Genomic DNA, 21,962 nt, shown 5'->3' with positions numbered 1-21,962 from the left:
TGACTATGATAAGAGACAACAAGACACTCAAAGTTTCCAGCAGGGGGCGCGTGGTTATTCCGTTGGACTTTAGAAAAAGAATGCATCTTTCAACCGGTGACCAGCTGGAAATGACGTTGAGCGATGATGGACGACTGATCCTTGAAAAACTGCCGTCCAATTCTGATTGGAAAAAACTTATCGCTGATATTCAAGTTGAACAAGTGACGGTTGAGCAGGATGGTCGCTATGACCCTGTAAAATCGCCAAATTTTGATAAATGGATGCACGAAGAATAACAGCTCATTGGGAAGGCAACGCGGTTGTTCGCTAAAGGGATCAGGTTTTGATTCAGCTTGCCTTGAATCAGAACCTGATCCTTTTAAATAAGTCTTGCCTTAGAGTCCACATCAAGGTTTATACTTGGTCCGATAAATCAAGTGACAGAAATTTTGTCGCTACAAACGGGGAGAAAATGTGATATGAAAAGAAGATTGTTACTATTTCTGGTAATCGGACTACTTGTTTTAGGTCTGGCGGCTTGTGGCACGACCAGTAGTCAGTCAACTGCATCAAATTTACCGAATGCTAGTAAATATGAGCCCACGCTGTTTTTCCACGGTTGGGGAAGCAGTTATCACGCTGAGGAACAGATGGCGCACGCGCTCGTCAATGCCGGTCTGACGAAGACCATTATGCGGGCAACCGTTTCGAAGCAGGGTAAGGTCACGCTGAATGGCCGCTTCCACGAGGCTGATGATCACCCCATTGTAGAAGTCGGCTTTCAAGACAGCCGGAATAGCAGTCCGCAGCAGTGGGGACGCTGGGCCCGGGCAACGGTTGTGAAGCTTCAACACCAGTATCACATCAAAAGGTTTAACGTGGTTGGTCATTCAATGGGGAATATGGCCATTATGTATGGCTTGCTGGGAAATTCAGCCAAAATGCCCAAGCTACAGAAGCAAGTCGACATCGCCGGTCATTTTAACGGAATTCTGGGTATGAACGATGAACCCAACCGGATGAAGCTCCGAGCCAATGGCAAGCCAACTAACATGCAGCCCGAGTATCGCGCCCTGTTACCACTCCGGCAGACCTACCCAAAGCAAGCGGCGGTGCTTAACATTTACGGCGACAAGGATGATGGTTCGCACTCGGATGGTTCCGTCAGCAATGCGTCGTCCCAATCCTTACGATATCTGGTTGCTGGTCGAGCGAAGTCTTATCAGGAGCGTAAAATTATTGGTGCCCAAGCACAGCACAGCAAACTACATGACAATGTGCAGGTGGATCGGCTGTTAATCAAATTTTTGCTGGGAAATAAATAGGTGATCTTATCTTGGTTACTCCTGATTCTGTTGAGAACCAACGGCCAATATTATTTGTGTTAGTGAAGGAAAGACGTACCTATGGAAATGACAAAAGAAACCCTCATTGCATTCAGCAGTGAGGACAAAAAAGTTAGTGTTGATGAGCCGTTTAACGCTCCGGGACACCGCAATCGGATTGTCTTTGACGCGTTACGACACGCGGCCAGCAAGAAAATATTTGGGTTGGCCTACGAGAAAAATGACACCCTGTACCTTGATTTGAAATGTGCGCCTGCAAGGATTGATGAGTTGGTCAACACGATGCCTTACATCCTCCCGGGGCAGCATTTTACGAAGCAAAACTGGATTACCCTGGATATCAGTCAGGTGCCGTCCAAAGAGGTTTTGCGGAAACTTGTTGATGCAAGTTATCAGCTGACTGATTAATAATGGTATGATGAATACGAATCAGTTCAGTTTTTGCAAAATGAAGGGAAGATCACACCATGCATGCGGTAGTCGTTAATCGGCCAGGTGGGCCAGAAGTTTTGGAATACACGGAGGTCCCAACCCCCGCGGTTCGACCGGGCTGGACACGGGTTAAGGTTCGGGGATTTGGCATCAATCATTCAGAGGTTTTTACGCGAGAGGGCAAGTCACCTTCTGTGCAGTTTCCCCGCATATTAGGGATTGAAGTTGTTGGTACGGTGGATGAAACCAGTGCACCAGATCAATTTCAAATTGGTCAAACCGTTGTTTCCTTAATGGGCGAAATGGGTCGGGCCTTTGATGGTAGCTATGCTGAATATGTTCTGTTGCCTAACGACCAGGTCTATCCGATTAAGACTAAGTTGGACTGGGCTCAACTGGCAGCGGTGCCCGAGACCTTCTATACGGCGTTTGGCATCTATCAGAGCTTACGCTTGCAGGCGGGTGACCGCGTGTTGATTCGTGCCGCCACTAGTGGCGTGGGCGTCGCGGTGCTGAAATTAATGAAAGCATCCGGCTTGAATCTGACAGTTACGGGAACCTCGCGCTCGACGCGTAAGGATAGCGCTCTGAAGCAGCTGGGGATTGATACGGTCCTGCACACGCCTGACGCCAACGTCTTACCGGCAGAAGCCGGGGAATTCGACAAGATTGTGGATTTGATGGGTCCCTCAGCCGTACGGGATTCCCTACAGCACACGGCCGAATGGGGCATCGTCAGTGCGACCGGGGAGCTCGGTGGCGTCTGGACGCTGGATGGCTTCGATCCCATCATGGACATCCCCAACAATCGTTATCTGACGGGATTCTATTCGGGTCACGTGGATGCTGAACGTATCCAAGCCTTATTCGACTTCATCGCGGAGCACCAGGTTGATGTGACCCCAGATCACGTCTTTAGGTTAGCTGAAACGCGAGCCGCTCATGAGTATCTGGCGACTAGTGAGGGGCTTGGCAAGGTTGTCGTGTTGCCATAGATTCGATCGTTTTTAAACCTAAAAAGTGGTCAACCCCAATGTGGATTGACCATTTTTTAGGTTTAAGGTGTATACTACAGAAATAGTTTTTATAACTTAAATAAACAGCTTAGGGGAGTTTGAGATGCAAAATCTAGATTTAACCAATTTGGTGTTGGGTGCGTGGTTACTTTTCGTCGTGATTAAACGGCAGCTTGCCCCCAAAGTAGTTCGATTCAAAATGGCATTTTTCGTACTGGTCACGCTGTTGGGCGCCGCATCAATCGGAGATGCCTTCAATAAACAGCATTTACAGATAAGTCCTTCACAGGCAGTTGTCTTTGGCGGATTGAGCTTGGCTAGTGCGATTATTTTTGCCTTATTACGGGCCTGGTCCTATCGTTTCTGGGTGGATAATAATGGGCTGGTAATACGTCAGGGAAATTGGGTAACGTTGGTCTGGTGGGTCGTCGGGATTGCCGGCCACTTGGGTGTTGATCGGTTATGGACTGGTAGCTCGGTCACGTTATTGCTCTATTTGGGTGTCACCCTGTTGGTGCAACGCGGATGTGTCTGGTGGTTAGCTAGCCGGAAATATCCAACGGAAATGCGCGCCAACGCCGAACTTCAAGCTGAGCGGCATCATGACCGTGACAGAAGAAGACGTCGCCGAGACTAAGCTAACGATTTTGCTAAAATTGTACAAGATCACTAAAATATCTGCTGTTTATAGACATTAAGACTTGTCTATTACAGCAGATATTTTAATAGTTGTTATCTTAAAACGTCGATTAAGGATTACGAAATAGTCTACGAATTTTGTTTATGATGCCCTAATCGGTTGGTCAACAACATCGCTGGAATTGCTAGTAATGCCGTGAAGATGACGGCCCATAAAAATCCTTGTTGGTAACTTGAGGCAATCATGCTCAGTCCCAGAAGATGACTATGATTAGTCTGATAATTCACAACGATGGTGGCTAATAAAGCAGACCCAAAGGCACCGCCAACATTTTGCATGATCCGAGTTGTGATTGAAACTTGACCAGATAGTTTCGGGTCAATGCCGATGAAAGAATCGGTCATAAGCGGGCTAATGATCGCCCCAGCCCCAATTCCTCGAATGAAAAGGACCACCATCAACAGCCAATAAGCAGATTGTTGGTTAAAGTAGGTGAACGGGATTGAGCCAATCAGTGTAATCACTAGTCCACCAAGCATGACAAAGCGTGCACCGATACTATCAATCAAACGGCCAATAATTGGTCGCGCAAGCAACATACCAATGCCTTGTGGTAACAGTGATAGTCCAGCCATTGCAACTGATTGACCACGCAAATTTTGGAAAAACAGTGGCAACAATAGCATTGGACCATTAGTTGCGACGCCGGCTAAAAACAGGCCAATCACCGAACCGTTAAAGTTCCCATGTTTGAATAGGGAGAGTGGCACGATGGCCTGTTCTTTTTTCAATGCGGCATAGATGACATACAGAACACCTGCAATTGCACCGATGATCAGGTAAGTAATCGTGGTGCTATTGGTAAAATTAGCTTTGGAACTCGCTTGGACAACACCATAGACAATGCTGGCCGACATCCCTGCAAGTAAAGTGACCCCGAGCCAATCGAATTTGGCATGGATGTTCTTAGGTGCCGTATGTGGCAGCTTTAACCAAATAAAGAGCGCAGCAATAATAGTTACTGGAATATTCACGAAGAAAATCCATCGCCAATTTAGGTATTGCACAATGACACCACCAAAGACGGGTCCTAAAATTGGTCCCAGTAAGACTGGCAGACCAACGACAGCCATCAAACGACCCATCATACTGGTACCAGCAATATCAACCAGTAACGTCGTTAGCAGTGGCGTGATCAGTCCAGCACTGAAACCCTGAACAAAACGAAAACCAATCAAGACGTTGATATTTCCTGAAAGACCGGCAGCAAGTGACATCATACCAAATAACAGCTCAGCCCCTAAGAAAACATTTTTGCCACCAAATTTATCGGTGAGCCAACCGGTGAATGGGACAGCGACTACCATAGCTAACAGATAACCAGTGACAACCCACTGAACGGTACTCAATGAGGTATTGAAGCTCTTAACTAAATGATTGAGGGCAATATTGACCATCGTTGAATCAAGAAGCGGTGCGATGGCACCTAAAACGATGATCCAGGCTTGATTTAAGATGTTTCGTGGTAATTTTTGTTCTTTCATTTTGATGCCTCCACTTTTAAGATACCGTAGTACCTAGTTTAAGGTACTACGGTATCTTAAGCCTAAAGGTGATTTTCGTCAAGTTTTTTGCGTTTGATGATTGCTCATAGCAATAATTCCGTGTTAAATATTAAACAATTTAGTGGTACAGTTAATAAGAGATTAGGATAGGAGTTTATGATATGGTGCAGAAGCGGCGACGGGGGCAACAACTCGAAAACGATATTTTGGCAGCTACGTTAGAGTTAATTGCGACAACCAAATATGAAGATTTAACCATGGATATGATTGCGAAGAATGCCAGTACGAATAAAAATGTCCTGTATCGTCGGTGGAATTCTAAAGCAGACATTGTCTTGGCAGCATTGCGAACGCAGATAGGAAAATTCAATTTAGAAATTCCCGATACGGGTAGTGTAAAAAAGGACTTAATCAAGTTGTTTGATGAAATAGTAAACGCAATGTCTCAAATGAATTATCAAAATATGATTGGGCTTGCTAAAGAACGGCTGGGGGGGATTACCCTTGGCGAATACTTTGACAAGCTTAACCGGGATAATTATCTGACGCAGATTGTTAAAAAAATATTTGATCAGGCACGAGTTCGCGGTGATTTGAAGGCTGAAATGCCCCAACAGTTTTATAACATTCCCATTTTACTAACACTCGACGCTTTATTTGATGATGAGCCAATAACTAAGCAACGTTTTCATAACTTGGTCAATATGGCTTTGATGCCCGTGTATGACCGTTTTCTAAAGTGAACACGACTGATGAGATTAGAAATGATATAAATAACTTGGCATGAAAAATGCCATAACTATCCAAATTGACGTCAGACTAAAAGCCAGATTTCCTTATGAAAGGAGATCTGGCTCTTTCTAAAATTAGGTCGCTGATTTTAAATTAAATCCAAAAATAAGGTATTAAAGTGAATTTTTTTGAACTTTATTTTAAAAAGCTGTACCTAAATCATAGTGAGTGTTTTAGCCTTAAAGTACATATTTTTAAAAATAGACTTTATCCAATATTGTATTATATTTTTAGCCATAATAAAGTCCAAAATACAATAAATCTGACCACATAATTAATTACCATTTGTCCTAAATAAAGTACATCTTGGGTCTTGTTACATAATCTCAATTATATTAAAAACAATTTAAAAGTTTTAGAGGAAAAATGTGTACTTGTACTCAGTTTAGTGCAGGTGTGTCGGAAATTTTTCTAGACGGTACAATTGTTCATCATCCAGGGTATCGTGATCAGCTTTGAACGTGTAACCCATGTGTTGATAAAAGCCTAACGCGGTAATGGAAGCTGGAATCTCTACCCGGGTAGCTTGCTTAAAGTAGTCGTCGGCTTCAAGGGTTTCGATGATTTTGCGGCCCAGTCCGCGTCCTTGAAAGGATGGCAACGCAAAGATGTCGAATAGACTGAATTCAGTTGCTTTACCCCAATAGGACCCAATGGCACCAGTGCCAACGATTTGTCCATCGCTTTCAAAAACGTAAAAGTGCGTTTGTTGCGCTTTGGCTATGAAAAAAGCGGGTGGCATTTCAGCGATTAAAGCCTCTAGGTAGTCGCTGGAATAGTCCTGACAATTAGATGTTCGTAAAGTGGTCGCAATCATGGTTGCGACCTTTTTAGCGTCGGTCGGTTTAAAGAAGCGTGTTGTGATCAAATGATTCACCTCATTTTAATTAGCGGTAGTGACTGATGACAGTCTCAAGCGCCGTGTTCAATTTAGATTTCATGGCAGTCAGATCCTCAGGGGTGGGTGCGGTATCGTCAGCGTACATGATTTCAGGCTTGACCCACCAAATGGGACCCGGAGTCGGCGTGTCGCCATTGTGCCGGGGAATGATGTGCCAGTGTGCGTGGGAATCGCCGTTGCCTAGCATTTCAACGTTCATTTTGTCCGCGTGAAACACCTTTGCGCAGGCTTCGGCGACCCAGCTCATTTCTAACATGAACTGGGTCTTGGTGGCTGGCGACATGAGATGGAGCTCGGTAACGTGTTCCTTGGCTAAAAATAACGTATAGCCACGAAAATATTGACTGTCGGCTAACACCACGTAACCAGTTGAGAGTTCTTTAACAAAGTACGGATTCAGATTGGCTTTAATCATTGCGATGCGTTGACAAATGAGACAATTATCTTCCATGGAAAGCACCCCTAATTTTGTTTTCATCAGTATACGCTTGTTTGGTCACTTTGTTTAGACAGAATAAGGATGGCCGGTGGTGATAGCTTTCGTAATCAACACTAGATATAATGATATTAGATATTTTTTACCAGCAACTAAACCGTATTGCAATACCGGTATGCTGGTGAAGGGAAAATTAATGCGAATTCTAAATGTGATTGACCATATCTTGGATAAGGACTCCGGCAACGTTGTATTGTCGCAAAAAGAGATTGCTAAGGATAACCTTGAAATTTCTAAGTACGTTGAAAAAGTGATTGATAAATTTGAAAAAAGTGAATATGTGGAGCTAGCGCTATCACGGATTCCGATGCTCGAACAGTTTTGGAATGGGCGTGAAGATTTTCAAAAACTGACGGAAAAATTTGCGTTGGATTATTTTGACAGTATCAAGGTCAACGAAAAAATTCCCGGTGGCGACTTGTTATTCTTTAACGTCGAACTAGAGGACTTGAGCCAAATGATTGGGATTGCCCAAAATGTAATAATGAATATCAATATTCAATTAGGCGGCGAGAATATGATGCAGTTGTCCATTCTGTAATAATAGAACGCCACTGGTTGGTTTAAATACAGTTCAGGACGTAATACCAGAATTGGTAATGGAATGGAGTCCACAAAACGACCAATTACCGACTGATTTTGTTTCCACATCAACAAGAATGGTTTACTGGATCTTTTCAACATGTAATAGTGAATTTTCAGCAAAGATTAAAGATCGGCATGTTGGTGATGACTGTTGCCCATTCTGTACTAACAGAAGACCAATGATAGGCTGGAATACTGTTGAGGACATAAAGTCTGAGTTGATAAAAGAGTGGAGCGTTAAGAACGATAGGCGACCAAGTGAGTATACTTATTGTTCCGCCTGGCGTGTTCTTTGGAACTGTTCAACCTGTGGAGGAGAATACGCTGAGACTATCCGAAATAGGAAGGGCAATATGGATGAATGCCCATATTGTGATAATAGACGGCCACTTCAAGGATTTAACAAAAAACTGAATTAATCAAAGAATGGAGCCCAAATAATGAATTAACTCCTCATGATTATGTGTATACATCAACATATGCTGTGAAATGGATTTGTTCAACTTGTTCTGGTGAATATTTAGATGTAATTAATAACCATACATTTGGCAGTACAAATTGTCCATACTGTAATAATAGGCGAGCTTTGCCGGGTTTGAACTCCTTTCAAGATAAACACCCTGACTTGATTGAATATTGGGACTTTGTTGCGAATATTTATTTGGTCCAACCAAATGAAATATTAGATAATTCAACAACACCAGTTTGGTGGTATTGCTCAGACAACCGCGACCATAAATTCCGAATGCCTGTAAAAAGAATCCTTTATTATAAAAAACGTCATATGAAAGTTTGTCCATATTGTAAAGGAAAAAATAGAAAAAGAAGGCACTTTATTTAACATAAACAGATAAATGTCCCAAAAAGTTTCGGGCAAAAAAGCAGCGAGCAATATGAAAATTTAGCTCGCTGTTTTTTTTAAAGTTCATTTTCTGTAGAAAAGCTGCATTTAATAAAATTTACTTATAACGGATATAAAGTTCATTTTTGGCCAAAAAGCTCGAAAAAATTTTTTACTTATGGGAAATTTAGGACCAATTATTTTACATTTTCTCCAGCCCATGTCGCTGTTCCTCATCAATGATATGGGTGTACAGTCCGGTCGCACTAGTTGAGTTTTGGCCCAACTGGGTGGCCACGAGCTGTTCATTCTTGGTGGCGAGGTAGAGTTTTGAGGCTAACGTGTGACGGAGCTTATGCGGTGTGATACGGACCTTAAACGCGCTGGAGTACTTGGCCACCATCTTTTCCATGGAGTTGGCCTGCATGCGCGAGGCCTGACCGCGATAACTACTGAGGAACAGGGCCCGGTCGCTACTGGTAGCGTGATAGATTGCCGTTCGGTGGTCAACGTAGTCTTGGATGTAGGGCAACGTCCAAGGCGCGATTGGCACGGTATCCCGTTGACCACCCTTACGGACTACGCCAATCGTGCCCGTCTTCAGGTTTAGGTGGCGCAGGTCAGCGTTGGCGGCCTCCGAGACCCGTAAGCCGCTGCCCAACAGGAGGGCGTTGATGGCCAGATCACGCTGCTTATCCCGGTGAAAATACCGTTTCTTAGCCGGTGACAACAGGCCTTCATATTTTTCGTCGATAAAGGCTAGGTAATCATGATCCGTGTTGCCCAGCATGAGCTTGGTTTTCAAGTTGGCTGCCCGGGTCGCGTAGGTCTCGCTAGTTCGCACCAGGGCAATCTTGTGCATCACGTTACGGTCGAAGTAGGCTTCGCCATGCTCGTCTTCGGTGTCTTCCGTCAGGTACTTGAAGAGCGACGAGAGGGCGTTTAACGAGCGATTGATGGTTGGATGGGTTCGGCTACCAGGGGCGCCTGTAAGCTTGGTTTGGTTCAGCAGGGCGGACTTGTATAGCTCGACGGTTTCCTTCTTTAAGGTAGCCAGCACCTGAATATCAATATCGGCGGGGTGGTTGGCCGGCGTCAAGCCTTCACTGATCAGCCAGTTGAAGAAGCGCCGGTACTCGGTCAGATATTGATAGAGGGTGGCTGGGGACAGGGGCACGGTCGCCTTGGCCTGGTAGTATTCCTGGACGTACCAGGGCGCGGTGGCCAGTTCTTCGTTAATTAATTTTAAATAATGTTGCTTCTCCATAGAAGTGGCCTCCAAACATATGTTCTCATATTTTATATGATACCGGTGAATGACTAAATTAGCAAGTCCCCCGCCTTATTTTTAGCTACTACTATCTTTAAAATATTTGTTTTAATGAAAGTAGTCGTTGGCATGGCACTGGCATGACCTGAGGAACTAGTTTAGCTTTTTTTAGTTGTAGAATGCCTGTGATGCCTGTTGTATAGGCTTTTTGACGGAATTTGGGCTATATTTTATGTTGTAGAGAAATTATTATTTATGGTACTTTTAAAGTTGACAGATGGTCGATAAATGCTGATATATCAGCATTCGCTGGGAGCTCAAGTTGCTAATCATGTGCTAGCAATATCGCATGAAATTGACAATCAGCATAAGCCGTAATCGCTGTAGCAACGGCGCTTTAGGCCTATAACACGTCACGCATGCATCAGCATGCCTAGGAAGAAAACGTCATCTGAACACCAACTGGGAACTGTATTTATTCGGGAACAAAGCCCAACTAACCAGTCGCTGATTCCCACGCCAGCGATGAAAATCATCAGCAATGTCTACGTGTATCCGTTAGACAGACCATGTAGATCATCTCAACTGCCATCACCGAGCCAGACAGCAAGTACTTTCTAATCACTGACTAGTAATCCATGTTCATCTGGCACTTTAGCTTAAGAATCGGCAGCAATCTTACAGGACCAAGTGCTATTGGAATCGACTGTCAAAACGGAATTTTGGACGTTGATTCTAAGCACACGTTCAGACTTTAGACGGAGACCTGACCATGAAATTAACGGAGAATCCGCCTGTAATTTGACGATTTTGGCTGGTCTTAGCTGGTGAATAGGTTTGCGGACAGCATGCAGTCGTGGCGGCAGTACTTAAGTGAAATTAAACCGATTTAGCTGCGAACAGCTGGATTACGGTCAGTAAGTTTGCAAGTTAGTTTAAGTTAGCGGTGACGCAAGCAATCTGCCGAGCATCATGATCGGTAGCCACACAGATGTCGTCAGCGACTTGCTGTTCAACTTGGCTAACATGTTTTTTTAAATCAGTAACAGCAAGTCCATAAGTAGCATTGCAAAAAAATATTGACGCACATCAAAGAAAGGGCATGGCCAGTCTTCATGTCCAAATCGAAAAACTATTCTACTTTACATAATATATATTATCGAAAGTAGTGATTCAATCGAAAAATCCCGCCCTAGAGTCAAATTAAAAAAATCAGCTGGCAAATTGTCTAATGACTTTTCACCACCTGATTTTTAGTTAACGTTTCTCTACTGCTAATTCTTTTAAAATTTGTTGCGTGATTGGCGTTAAGTTCGCCGGCAATGCTTCCCAATCAAAAAACTTAGCGGCACTGGTTTCATCATCGTCGCCGCTGGGTTCACCAGTTGCTGTCAGCTTATACACGACCGTGACCGAATCTATCTGGTCACCATTGGGATATTGATATTGCATGCCAGCGCCGCTCACGACCGTCAACAAATTTGCTGATTGTGCCACCAGGCCCGTTTCTTCATGCAATTCACGTTTGGCCGTGGTCAGCGTGCTTTCATTTAATTCCTTGGATCCGGCTGGCAAGCCCCAAGCGCGATTGTCCGTTCGTTTGACTAACAAAAGTGATTGCTGCCGTTGGACGACCGCCGCGGCACCAACCACGATCAACGGTTCGGCGCCGACTTGTTGACGTAAATTTAATACATAACCCACCCGTCTTCACCAACCTCTATTTGTATTTAACAAAAAGCGTTTTAACGCCATTTATTCTGAATAAAGTTCTGACGGCCGCCCATTTCCTCAATCTGGTAACGGAACGGATTCTTTCGGTAGAAGTCTTGGTGTTCCTCTTCGGCCGGATAGAATGGCTGGACGTCTTCAATCTGTGTCACGATGGGCTCGTCAAACCGCCCGCTGCTGGCTAAGGCCGCTTTAGAGGCTTCAGCCGCTTGGCGTTGCGCCGGGCCATCGACGAAAATTACGGGACGATAACTATCGCCCCGGTCCTGGAACTGGCCGCTGGCGTCGGTCGGGTCCGTTTGGCGCCAATAGATTTCGACCAAGTCCGCGTAGCTGATGATGGCTGGGTCAAAGGTAATCTTCACGGCTTCAGTGTGACCAGTGGTATGACTGGCGACCTCGGCATACGTGGGATTGACCGTGTGGCCGCCGGTAAAGCCAGAAACGACCGACTGGATTCCTGGTTGGGTGTCAAATGGCTGAACCATACACCAGAAGCAGCCGCCCGCAAAAATTGCAGTTTCTGTTTGTGCCATGTGGGAACCTCCCGTGTAGTTATTTGTCAAAGAGTTGGGCAAAGTTGTGATAGCCCTTAGCTTCTAATTGGTCAGCTGGAATGAACTTCAGGGCAGCTGAATTGATGCAGTAACGCAAACCACCCTGGTCCTCTGGTCCGTCGGTAAAGACGTGGCCCAGGTGCGAACCCGCGTCCGTGCTCCGAACTTCCTGGCGCGACATGCCAAACGAATGGTCCGTGTTTTCGGTCACGTGACTGGCGTCGATGGGCTTGGTGAAGGATGGCCACCCACAGCCCGCGTCGTACTTATCCGTTGAGCTGAATAGCGGTTGACCACTCACCACGTCCACGTAGATGCCTGGTTCATAAAAGGCATCATACTTACCAGTGAACGCTGCCTCAGTGGCTGCGTGTTGGGTCACCGCATACTCCTCAGCGGTTAAGCGTTGCTTTAAATCGGCTTGACTCTCTTTTTCTTCTGCCATACTGAATTCCTCCAATCAATTGTGTGCAACTTATTTGGTCTACTATCAGTCTAAAACTTTTACCGTTAAACGCAAGTAATTTGTCTAATCGTTTTCTAATAGTGAACCTAAAAAGTGGTCAGCCGCCATTTCTGACGGGACTGACCACTTCACTGTGAACCGGTTTATTGTCTAAATTGTTCCTATTCCGCGGATTGTCCGGCCGGGGTCTTGTAACGTAACTCAACGCCCTCAATGTCGACCTTCTGAATGCCAACAGCCCGGTTCCGGTAGTACATCACGCTCTTCTTGGACGGGTTGTGCGCGAGTCCCATGGTGTGGCCGAGTTCGTGCTCCGCCACATGCAGGTCATCTGAACGTGAGTAGCCGTAGGCCGTTAGCAGTGTTGGGTTCAACGTTGCCGAAACCTTACGCAGATAGTCGCGGTTGGCCGTGTATTCGGTCAGTCCAACGTCCTCGCCCAAGGTCTTGGCTTGGGCAACTGAGGCGGTCGTCAGGTCAATTTGGGCATTTCCCTTAGTGCCCGCCTTGAAATGAAAGGCGCCCGTGTGATTCCAAGCAGAAATCGCTGATTCCCAAATCTTGCGGTAGTAGTTAGACTTCGTGGTGATCACGTAAGTCGCTTGGTTTTCCGCAAATCGTTCCGGACCAAATGGGGTCACGCCAGCCGCTAAGGCAATGCTGCCCCCAATTTGCGTAATAAACAACAAAACCGTCGTTACGATGGTTAGAACTCCTCGGTACCAACTTCTCAACATACCAAGTCCCTCTCTCTTAAAGGAGGATGCCTGGCGGCTACCATCGACCCGTATTATAGCCTGGCTCGGTCAAAAAAGACGACTAAAAACGCCCAATCACGCTGAAAAAATCGTGGTTGGGCGTCTCTTAAATGTAAATTTAGCTAATTAAGCGTCGAAAGCAGCGGTCAATGGTGGCACCACTTGCTTCTTCCGGGAAACAACGCCTGGCAAACTTGCCCGGTTGTTGTCCAGCTTGGTGTTGAAGGCCTTTTCGACAACGCTCTTAGGTTCACCGGCAACGATGAGTTCGGAGTCGCTGTTCAAGACATTGGTGGCTAAGGTAATGAACAAGTCGTAGCCGTCAGCGGCCATTTCAGCTTGCATTTCCTTTTCCAAACCGGCTTGACGGTCCAAGACTTCGTTCAAGTCGACCGTGTTGATTTGGCCGATCCGAACGCTCTTGCCAGCCATGTCGAAGGACTTAGCGTCGCCATCGATCAGTTCCTTGTCGCTCTTGGCAGCCAGGTTAGTCCCAGCCTTTAACATCTCGATACCGTAGCTTTGCACGTCGACATCGGCGATTTCAGCCAAGGCCCGAACGGCTTCGCGGTCCTTGTCAGTCGTGGTTGGGGATTGTAATAACAAGGTGTCTGAGATGATAGCGGAAAGCATCAAACCAGCTAACTTAGCAGGAATTTCAATCTTTTCTTCGTCAAACATTTCGGTCAAAATCGTGCTCGTGCAACCAACGGGTTCTGCGCGGTAGTACAGTGGCAGGCTCGTTTCAAAGTTGGCAATCCGGTGGTGATCGATGACGTGGCTAACCGTCACCTTGTCCAGGTCAGCAACACTTTGTTGGGCTTCGTTGTGGTCGACTAACATAACTTGGTCGACTTCGTTAGCCACCGTCTTAACCACGCGAGGAGCGGGTTCGTCGAAGTGGTTCAACACGAAGTTGGTTTCCATGTTGGGTTCGCCTAAGGCAACGGCTTCAACATCCAAGCCCTTTTGACTTTGGAAGTAGGCAAAGGCCTTGGCTGCAACGATGGCATCCGTATCTGGATTTTGGTGACCGAAAATTAATGCTTTACTCATGAGATAAAACTCCTTTAGCAAATTAGTTTTAAATTTATTGGTTCCGAAGTTGTTTAAGCCGCGAAATGTAGTCGTCCGTATGCAAGTACCGGTCGAACTGCGCCAAGAAATGGCTGATTCGCGGAATTTCTGCCTTACCCTTGCGGAAGACAAAGGCTAAGTCGAAGCGAATGTTGGGGTCGAAGTGTGCCGTCCAAGTGTTGGGCAACTCTTCTTGGCCAATCATAAAGGAATTTGGCAAGGCCGTTGACGCCTGCGTCTGCATGGAGAAATGCAAGAGCTGGGTTGGCGTCGTGAAGTTCGCAACGCTCTTGGGAAAATCAGCCAGCTGGTTCTTGTAGGCTTCATGCAGCGCTTGGTTCAGGTAGTACCCGTCCGGATACATCGCCCAAACGTCAGCGGTCGTGTCTTTAAACTTGATCCGCCGCTTCTTAGCCAGCTGTTCATCATGGTGAATGAACAGTAAGTCATCCGAGATAATCTTCTTGGATTCGTAAGGCTTCCAGTTCTTGATTGAATCATCTGGCAGGTACATGATGGCCAGGTCAATCTTGTTGTTTTCAAGGCGTTCCCAAATTTCCTTCCGGGTTAACATGTGGAAGGAAATTTTGAGGTCGGGATTGTTCTGGTACGATAAAATCGCGAAGTCTTCAAAGACAGCGTCTTCCATGGAAGCCAACAAACCAATGTTGATTTCCCCCTGAGTCGCACTCGTGGACTGTTGAATCTCGTCCGTAGCCGTGTTTAAGATTCCATAAATCTTGTGGGTGGCGTCTAACATGGTATAACCCGCATCAGACAACCGCAATTTTTTGCCGACCGAATAGAATAAGGGTGCGCCCACCGTGCGTTCCAGCTTCTTGATCTGCTGGGTCAAGGCGGGTTGCGTGATGCCCAAAATCTGGGCGGCCTGCGTGTAATTCATGGTTTCTGCCAGCTGTAAGAAATACGTTAAGGTTTTAGAAGAAAAGATACTTTCCTGTTTCGTCTTCATCCGTTTTTTCTCCTTATGATCGGCCTCGCACCACAATCGTACCAGGTCAACCTAATGGTTACTATTAATCTATATAATAGGCCGTTTCCAGAAAAAGCGCAACGATTTCTCCTCGCAAATCCCCGACTATCCTTGAATTCTAATCAAGAACTAACTCGGTTGGTTTAACCCGTAACCGAACCGGTTGGCCCTCAACGTCCGTGTCGACCACGAATGACCCGTTGGAGTAACGGCCACTCAGCGGATGATCCGTGGGCATGACGTCGTGGGTCCGCTCACGACTCGTAATGATTTCCAGGGCGGGATTACCGCTAGGAATCGTCATGAAGTCGACGATTTGGTGCGGATCACGTTTCAGTTCTCGTAAGACGATGACACCTCGACGAGCCCGGCTAGTCACGGAGATTTCCTTCATGGCTAAGCGTTTGAAAGCCCCGCGAGTCGTGACCATGGCAATGGTATCACTGTCGGTGACCAGGGCCAGGTTAACGACCTCGTCGTCATCACGCAGGTCCATGGACCTGACCCCGGTCGTGCGGGCCCCGTTGACAGAAACCTCATCAATGGCGTAGCGCAAGGCGTAACCGTTCTTAGAAACCAGCATGATGCCTTGTTCGATGGGTTCCGTGAGGTACTTGACCGCCACGACCCGTGAATCAGGCGTCTTGAGCTTCTCATAGGTGGCGGCCCGACTCTTGTAGGTCCGACCAGGTGTCAGGTCGGTGAAGGCCGTTTGCTTGATGTAGCCATCGCTGGTGGCAATCAGGAAGCGCCCGGGTTCCTTCAGCGTCTTAAAGGCAAAGGTGGCCACGATTTCTTCGTCGGGAGCGAGCCCAATCGTTTGCGAAATGTGTTCCCCGGTCTCCTTCCACTTCACATCACTGATTTCGTGGACGGGCCGGTAGATGAGGTTCCCCTTGCTGGTAAACATCATCAGGTGATTCAACGTGCTGAGTTTTTCTAAGAAAATTGGGTAATCTTCGTCCTTCAGCCCATTATCGGCAGGATCGGAGGCCGTGTATGACCGGACGCCAGACCGCTTTAAGTAGCCGTCATGACTGACCAGCACCACAACCTCTTCATCGGCAACCGTGACCGTGGTCTTGATCTTCAAGTCCTCAATTTGGTCTTGAATCTCAGTCCGCCGAGGGTTCCGATATTCCTTGGCAATGGCCTTGAGCTCTTTGCGGAGCACGGCGTTTAATGTCTTAGGTTCTGCCAAAATCTGGTGATACTCTTCGATGGCGGCACTCAGTTTGGCTGATTCGGCTTCTAACTGAGTCACGTCGGTATTGGTTAACCGGTACAACTGTAAGGCCACGATAGCGTCGGCTTGTTTTTCAGAGAAATCATAGGCCGAAACTAAGTTGTCACGCGCGTCACGCCGGTCTTTGCTGGCCCGAATCGTCTTGATGACTTGGTCCAAGATCGACAAGGCCTTGATCAGCCCAATCACGATGTGTTGCCGGTCCTGGGCCTTAGTCAGATTGTACTGGGTCCGTCGCGTAATGACGTCGCGTTGGTGCTCCAGGTACGCTGTCAAAATGGTCTTAAGGCCCACGTGCTCTGGGCGCATGTGGTTGATGGCCACCATGTTAAAGTTGTAGGTGATTTGTAACTCGGTGTTCTTGAACAGGTAGTTCAGGACCCCTTGCGCATCGGCGTCACGCTTAAGCTCGATGGCGATCCGCAGGCCGTCTCGGTCGGTTTCGTCCCGGACTTCGGCCAGGCCTTCAACCTTCTTGTTCAAGCGGATTTCATCAATCTTCTTGACCAATTGGGCCTTGTTGACTTCGTAAGGAATCTCGGTGACCGTGATCTGGTTCTTGTTCCCACGCAGAGGCTCAATGGCCGTTTTAGACCGAACCACAACGCGACCGCGTCCCGTTTCATACGCCTTAACGATACCATCTTTCCCTTGAATGATCCCCCCAGTTGGAAAATCGGGGCCTTGAACAAAGGTCATCAGTTCTTCCAGTTTGGCCTTGGGATGGCTGAGAAGGTAGATCAGGGCATCCACGACCTCGCCCAAGTTGTGCGGTGGAATCTCCGTGGCATAACCGGCAGAGATCCCGGTGGAGCCGTTGACTAACAAATTAGGAATTCGGGCGGGCAACACGGTTGGTTCGTACTCGGTATCATCAAAGTTCAACACCATGTCGACCGTGTCTTTATCGATATCCCGCAACATTTCACCGGCTAATTTGCTTAACCGGGCTTCGGTATACCGCATGGCAGCGGCCGGGTCCCCGTCCATGGACCCGTTGTTCCCGTGCATTTCAACCAGGGGTTCGCGGACCTTCCAGTCCTGACTCATCCGGGTCAGCGCTTCGTAAATGGAGCTGTCACCATGGGGGTGAAAATTACCCATGACATTTCCGACAGATTTCGCGGACTTCCGAAAGCCCTTTTCGTAGGTGTTGCCGTCCTTATTCATCGAGAATAAAATGCGGCGTTGAACCGGCTTTAACCCGTCACGAATGTCGGGTAACGCCCGTTCCTGAATGATTGACTTGGAGTAACGACCAAAGCGGTCGCCCATAACTTCTTCCAAGGTTAGTTCTTGAATTTTTTGTCCTTCACTCACAGATGTTTACTCCTTTCGCCGGTTCGCTAGTCGTCAGACTTGGAAGCTTTATCGTTTTCCAATAGGCTAGTGTCGTCTTCTTCCAATGTAAATTGGACATTGCTTTCAATCCACTTCCGGCGGGGTTCGACTTTGTCCCCCATTAGCGTGGTGACACGGCGTTCAGCCAACGCGGCATCGTCGATTTGAACGCGAATCAGCGTCCGGTTGTCAGGATCCATGGTCGTGGCCCACAGTTGTTCCGCGTCCATTTCCCCTAACCCTTTGAACCGCTGGAGGTGGTAGCCGTGGTTGGCAATTTTCTTGGTCTTACCATTCAGTTCATCGTTGGTCCAGGCGTAATCGATGGTCGGCTTCTTACCGGTCGTCTTGATTTGGTACAACGGTGGCAGGGCAATGTAGACCCGGCCGGCATCAATCATGGGCCGCATGTACTTGTAAAAGAACGTCAACAGTAGAATCTGGATATGGGCGCCATCATCATCGGCATCGGTCATGATAATGATCTTGTCGTAGTTGGCGTCTTCGATGTTAAATTCAGTGCCGACCCCAGCACCAATGGTGTAGATCATGGTACTGATTTCTTCGTTCTTCATGATGTCTGGTAGCTTGGCCTTTTCCGTGTTCAAGACCTTCCCCCGTAAAGGCAGAATGGCTTGGAACTTGCGGTTACGGCCCTGCTTAGCAGATCCACCGGCGGAATCCCCTTCGACCAGGAACAGTTCGTTCTTGGCGGCGTTCTTGGATTGCGCGGGGGTGAGCTTCCCAGATAACAGGCGCTCGTGTTTCTTGTGACGCTTGCCATTACGACTCTCGTCACGGGCCTTCCGGGCGGCTTCTCTGGCGGAACGGGCCTGGGTCGACTTCTTGATCAACATCTTTCCAAAGTCCCCGTTTTCCATCAGGTAGTAGCCCAGCTGCTCACTGATGACGCTGTCCACGATGGTCCGGGCTTCGGGGGTCCCCAGTTTTTCCTTCGTTTGGCCTTCAAATTGTAGCAGGTTTTCGGGCACGCGTAAGGAAATTACGGCGGACAGCCCTTCACGGACGTCGGTTCCTTCCAGGTTCTTGTCGCGGTCCTTTAAGAGGCCGGTCTTCCGGGCGTATTCGTTAAAGGCCTTGGTCCAGCCACTGCGCATACCAGCTTCGTGGGTTCCCCCATCCTTGGTCCGGACGTTGTTGACGAATGACAACAGGTTTTCCGTGTAGCCGTCGTTGTATTGCGCGGCGACCTCGACTTCAATGCCATCCTTCTTGCCGTCAAAGTACATGACGTCGCCCAGGGTGTCCTTGTCTTCGTTAAGGTAACCCACAAACTCCTTGATACCGTCTTCAAAATGGTATTCTTCGGCGCGTTCTTGGCCTTCGCGTTCGTCGGTCAGAGTAATCTTGACGCCCTTGAGCAGGAACGCGGATTCTCGGAGCCGCTCGGACAGGGTCCCGAAGTTATAAACGGTCGTGGTGAAAATCTCTTTGTCTGGTTTGAAATCAATCGTGGTCCCGTTGTGGGCACGTGTGTTGCCGAGTTTCTTCAGGGTGCCTTGTGGATGGCCCCCCTTAGCAAATTTTTCTTGGTAACGCACGCCATCACGGACAATGGTGACCGTGAGCGCACTGGAGAGGGCGTTCACAACGGATGCCCCGACCCCATGCAGCCCACCGGACGTCTTGTAACCGCCTTGGCCGAATTTACCCCCGGCATGTAGGACGGTCAGAATAACTTCTGGCGTTGGAATCCCGGACGCGTGCATACCCACGGGCATACCCCGGCCGTGATCGACGACGGTAATGCTGTTATCCTGGTGAATCGTCACGTTAATTTCCTTACCGTAACCAGCCAACGCTTCATCGACGGCGTTATCTACGATTTCGTAGACCAAGTGGTGTAAGCCACGGCCGTCGGTTGACCCGATATACATACCAGGACGTTTACGAACAGCTTCCAACCCCTCCAACACTTGGATGGAGGAATCGTCATATTTTGCTTTTGCTTTCGCCATGCGTAAATCCCCTTTACTTTTACTTTTGTCTAAAAAATGGCATACCTACATTTTACTCTAATACGAACGTATGTTCAAATAAACTGGTCAAACGCCCACGGGTAGGTATCCAGTAACTTCATAATCATACCACAGGAAGCCAAAATCTGGCTAGACTTCTCGAGATAATTGGCGTTCTCGTGAAAACATGCTAAAATATAGTCCAGCTTATCTGCGGCGAGTCCCAGCTATGGCGGCTCCCGTTGCAAGAAAGAGCGGAGGAATAACTTGTGAAATTAATTGGTTTACTCATCGTGGCCTACCTGCTGGGGGCCATTCCCAACGGCGTCTGGGTCGGCAAGGCCTTTTTCCAGACGGATATTCGGCAGTCGGGGTCCGGGAACATTGGGACGACCAACACGTATCGGGTCCTCGGACCGTACGCCGGCACCGCGGTCATGGTGTTAGACATTGCGAAGGGCTCAGTGGCCACGCTACTCCCTACCCTGTTCCACGTCACGACCATCCTGGGAACAGCCACGCCCTTATTATTTGGGCTATTTGCCGTACTGGGTCACACGGTTTCTGTCTTTGACCACTTCAAAGGTGGCAAGGCCGTGGCCACCTCAGCGGGGATGCTGCTGGCCTATAACCCTATTATGTTCGTGATTGCGGCGGGCTTGTGGGTCAGCTTGATCTACTGGACCAGCATGGTCAGTCTGGCCAGCATGATTGCCTTTAGCCTGATCACGCTGATCTCGCTAGGCATTCAGGATTGGTATCTGACAGGTATCGCCCTGGTCTTAACGATTTTCGTGTTCTACCGGCACCGGACGAATATCAAGCGCATCAAGGCCGGGACGGAATCCCTGGTTCCCTTTGGTCACGGCTATCATAAGCGGCAAGCCGAAAAGTAATTTAGCACTTATTTAGAAATAGTTAACGGGCTCTCACCGACAATCGTCGTTGGGAGCCCGTTTTTTCGTTTAAAAATAAGTAATCTGATAAGCGGCTTGGAAACTTTCGTGAGCAGCTAGATGGTGAATGGCGACCTTGGTCTCTAAATCACCAGTGGCTTGCACGTCGTCGGCTAAGCCCCACCAGGGCTCGAAGCAGACGAATGGCGCTTGCTTGGGGTACGGCGACCAGATGCCCACGTAAGGCGCGGCTAAGGTCAAGGCAACCCCGTGGTCGTTGACGTGACTGCTTAGCATCAGCGTCGTCTCGTGGTTGTTGAGCGTTAAGACCTTGGCGTCGTGGTCGAAGAGGTCGTGATCCAACGCCATAGGTTTCGTCAGATCCATGGGAACACTGTGCTGGGTATCGCTGTAGGGCCCCACCAATGGCACGCGTTGGTACACCTGCTTGGGTGAGACCGTGACCTGGTAGTCCGTGAAATCAGCCGTGGGGTCGCCCAACGGCACGTTAAAGCCGGGATGCGCCCCCAGGGAGAACGTTAACGGCGTATCGGCGGGATTGTCCACGGTCGCCGCAAAGCTCAACTGATGTGCCACCAGCGTGTACTGCACGGTCAGGCTAAAGTCTGAAGGAAACAGTTCCTTGGTCCGGTCGTCGGCCGTTAGCCGCAAAACCACGTGGTCCTCAGCCTGTTCAACCACGGTGAAGTTGCGGTCGCGGGCAAAGCCGTGCTGCGTCATGTGATAGGTCTTACCGTCAAGCCGGTACTGATTGTCCTGCAGGCGCCCAACGATGGGGAATAGGATTGGCGCGTGGCGACCCCAGTAGGTCTTATCCGCCTGCCACATGTATTCCAGGTGGCTCTCGTTGTCCTGCACGCTAGTCAGCTCGGCCCCGAGCGGGTTGATCTTAACCGTTAAGAAATCATTTTTGAGTGTAAGCATTGTCGTACAACCTCCAACTAACTTGTCTTTCCTTAATCATGGACCAAATCGGCCTAGTTGTCTAGTCCAATTTTACTTTTTGGGAAACGCTTTCGCCACAGGACCC

General features: G+C 48.0%; 23 protein-coding genes. 10 read left to right on the top strand and 13 right to left on the bottom strand.

The genetic code is table 11. The annotated features are described in order from the left end of the window. The first annotated feature begins 5 nt into the window (after window positions 1-5). The 5 genes from JUF13_RS05210 to JUF13_RS05190 all read left to right on the top strand — a co-directional run bounded on the left by JUF13_RS05210 (window position 6) and on the right by JUF13_RS05190 (window position 3,413). Window positions 6-278 (top strand): AbrB/MazE/SpoVT family DNA-binding domain-containing protein, encoded by a 273-nt coding sequence (locus tag JUF13_RS05210; RefSeq protein ID WP_203638207.1) that lies wholly within the window; start codon window positions 6-8, stop codon window positions 276-278. Window positions 279-461: 183 nt separating this feature from the next. Then, a complete protein-coding gene (locus tag JUF13_RS05205; protein WP_203638205.1) occupies window positions 462-1,307 on the top strand; it encodes an alpha/beta hydrolase in 846 nt (281 codons plus the stop codon). A gap of 81 nt (window positions 1,308-1,388) precedes the next feature. Continuing rightward, window positions 1,389-1,736, top strand: coding sequence for an MmcQ/YjbR family DNA-binding protein (locus JUF13_RS05200; protein WP_203638203.1), 348 nt, complete (start codon window positions 1,389-1,391; stop codon window positions 1,734-1,736). Window positions 1,737-1,795: 59 nt separating this feature from the next. Then, window positions 1,796-2,755, top strand: coding sequence for an alcohol dehydrogenase catalytic domain-containing protein (locus tag JUF13_RS05195; RefSeq protein WP_203638201.1), 960 nt, complete (start codon window positions 1,796-1,798; stop codon window positions 2,753-2,755). 124 nt (window positions 2,756-2,879) lie between these two features. Next, a complete protein-coding gene (locus JUF13_RS05190) occupies window positions 2,880-3,413 on the top strand; it encodes a hypothetical protein (protein ID WP_203638199.1) in 534 nt (177 codons plus the stop codon). A 131-nt stretch (window positions 3,414-3,544) separates the two neighbouring features. On the opposite strand, the gene JUF13_RS05185 is transcribed toward JUF13_RS05190, so the two are convergent. Beyond that, window positions 3,545-4,960 carry an MDR family MFS transporter gene (locus JUF13_RS05185; RefSeq protein ID WP_203638197.1) on the bottom strand — a complete coding sequence of 472 codons (1,416 nt, stop codon included), beginning with the start codon at window positions 4,958-4,960 and terminating at the stop codon, window positions 3,545-3,547. A gap of 182 nt (window positions 4,961-5,142) precedes the next feature. Here JUF13_RS05185 and JUF13_RS05180 point away from each other — a divergent pair, with 182 nt between their 5' ends. Next, the gene (locus JUF13_RS05180) at window positions 5,143-5,724 is read left to right on the top strand and encodes a TetR/AcrR family transcriptional regulator (RefSeq protein ID WP_203638195.1); all 582 of its coding nucleotides are present in this window, start codon (window positions 5,143-5,145) and stop codon (window positions 5,722-5,724) included. Between the two features lie 434 nt (window positions 5,725-6,158). On the opposite strand, the gene JUF13_RS05175 is transcribed toward JUF13_RS05180, so the two are convergent. After that, on the bottom strand, window positions 6,159-6,641 hold the full coding sequence (locus tag JUF13_RS05175; RefSeq protein ID WP_203638193.1) for a GNAT family N-acetyltransferase: 483 nt from the start codon (window positions 6,639-6,641) through the stop codon (window positions 6,159-6,161). Window positions 6,642-6,660: 19 nt separating this feature from the next. Then, complete coding sequence (locus JUF13_RS05170; protein ID WP_203638191.1) at window positions 6,661-7,125, bottom strand: HIT family protein; 465 nt, start codon at window positions 7,123-7,125, stop codon at window positions 6,661-6,663. 181 nt (window positions 7,126-7,306) lie between these two features. On the opposite strand from JUF13_RS05170, the gene JUF13_RS05165 reads away from it, so the two are divergent. Genes JUF13_RS05165 through JUF13_RS14595 form a run of 3 tightly spaced genes read left to right on the top strand, consistent with a single transcriptional unit; the run spans window position 7,307 to window position 8,596 of the window. Further along, window positions 7,307-7,711 (top strand): nucleoid-associated protein, encoded by a 405-nt coding sequence (locus tag JUF13_RS05165; protein ID WP_203638189.1) that lies wholly within the window; start codon window positions 7,307-7,309, stop codon window positions 7,709-7,711. A 58-nt stretch (window positions 7,712-7,769) separates the two neighbouring features. Beyond that, window positions 7,770-8,174, top strand: a complete 405-nt coding sequence (locus JUF13_RS14600; RefSeq protein ID WP_204119951.1) for a zinc-ribbon domain-containing protein — start codon at window positions 7,770-7,772, stop codon at window positions 8,172-8,174. Beyond that, window positions 8,174-8,596, top strand: a complete 423-nt coding sequence (locus JUF13_RS14595) for a zinc-ribbon domain-containing protein (protein WP_225893587.1) — start codon at window positions 8,174-8,176, stop codon at window positions 8,594-8,596. The genes JUF13_RS14600 and JUF13_RS14595 overlap by 1 nt, the downstream gene beginning before the upstream one ends. A gap of 202 nt (window positions 8,597-8,798) precedes the next feature. On the opposite strand, the gene xerS is transcribed toward JUF13_RS14595, so the two are convergent. The 9 genes from xerS to parE all read right to left on the bottom strand — a co-directional run bounded on the left by xerS (window position 8,799) and on the right by parE (window position 20,015). Next, window positions 8,799-9,863, bottom strand: a complete 1,065-nt coding sequence (gene xerS / locus JUF13_RS05150; protein WP_203638184.1) for a tyrosine recombinase XerS — start codon at window positions 9,861-9,863, stop codon at window positions 8,799-8,801. Between the two features lie 1,260 nt (window positions 9,864-11,123). Then, the gene (locus JUF13_RS05145; RefSeq protein WP_203638182.1) at window positions 11,124-11,570 is read right to left on the bottom strand and encodes an NUDIX hydrolase; all 447 of its coding nucleotides are present in this window, start codon (window positions 11,568-11,570) and stop codon (window positions 11,124-11,126) included. 41 nt (window positions 11,571-11,611) lie between these two features. Continuing rightward, a complete protein-coding gene (msrA, locus tag JUF13_RS05140) occupies window positions 11,612-12,133 on the bottom strand; it encodes a peptide-methionine (S)-S-oxide reductase MsrA (protein ID WP_203638180.1) in 522 nt (173 codons plus the stop codon). Between the two features lie 19 nt (window positions 12,134-12,152). Beyond that, window positions 12,153-12,599, bottom strand: a complete 447-nt coding sequence (gene msrB, locus JUF13_RS05135) for a peptide-methionine (R)-S-oxide reductase MsrB (protein WP_203638178.1) — start codon at window positions 12,597-12,599, stop codon at window positions 12,153-12,155. 182 nt (window positions 12,600-12,781) lie between these two features. Beyond that, complete coding sequence (locus JUF13_RS05130; RefSeq protein WP_203638176.1) at window positions 12,782-13,357, bottom strand: matrixin family metalloprotease; 576 nt, start codon at window positions 13,355-13,357, stop codon at window positions 12,782-12,784. Window positions 13,358-13,504: 147 nt separating this feature from the next. After that, on the bottom strand, window positions 13,505-14,434 hold the full coding sequence (locus JUF13_RS05125) for a manganese-dependent inorganic pyrophosphatase (protein WP_203638175.1): 930 nt from the start codon (window positions 14,432-14,434) through the stop codon (window positions 13,505-13,507). A gap of 34 nt (window positions 14,435-14,468) precedes the next feature. Then, window positions 14,469-15,428, bottom strand: a complete 960-nt coding sequence (locus tag JUF13_RS05120) for a LysR family transcriptional regulator (protein WP_125762626.1) — start codon at window positions 15,426-15,428, stop codon at window positions 14,469-14,471. Between the two features lie 139 nt (window positions 15,429-15,567). Next, window positions 15,568-18,015: a DNA topoisomerase IV subunit A gene (parC, locus tag JUF13_RS05115; RefSeq protein ID WP_203638173.1), complete on the bottom strand. Its 2,448-nt coding sequence runs from the start codon at window positions 18,013-18,015 to the stop codon at window positions 15,568-15,570. A 26-nt stretch (window positions 18,016-18,041) separates the two neighbouring features. After that, complete coding sequence (gene parE / locus JUF13_RS05110; RefSeq protein ID WP_125762630.1) at window positions 18,042-20,015, bottom strand: DNA topoisomerase IV subunit B; 1,974 nt, start codon at window positions 20,013-20,015, stop codon at window positions 18,042-18,044. 269 nt (window positions 20,016-20,284) lie between these two features. Here parE and plsY point away from each other — a divergent pair, with 269 nt between their 5' ends. Continuing rightward, on the top strand, window positions 20,285-20,911 hold the full coding sequence (gene plsY, locus JUF13_RS05105; RefSeq protein ID WP_203638171.1) for a glycerol-3-phosphate 1-O-acyltransferase PlsY: 627 nt from the start codon (window positions 20,285-20,287) through the stop codon (window positions 20,909-20,911). Window positions 20,912-20,980: 69 nt separating this feature from the next. Here the strand turns inward: plsY and JUF13_RS05100 are convergent, their stop codons facing one another. Beyond that, window positions 20,981-21,856 carry an aldose 1-epimerase family protein gene (locus JUF13_RS05100; RefSeq protein WP_203638169.1) on the bottom strand — a complete coding sequence of 292 codons (876 nt, stop codon included), beginning with the start codon at window positions 21,854-21,856 and terminating at the stop codon, window positions 20,981-20,983. Window positions 21,857-21,962 lie beyond the last annotated feature (106 nt).

The sequence above is a fragment of the Levilactobacillus wangkuiensis genome (genome assembly GCF_016861605.1).
GTDB lineage: Bacteria > Bacillota > Bacilli > Lactobacillales > Lactobacillaceae > Levilactobacillus > Levilactobacillus wangkuiensis.
Note: the sequence above shows the minus strand (reverse complement) of the source record. Positions and strands in the feature narration are given on the sequence as shown.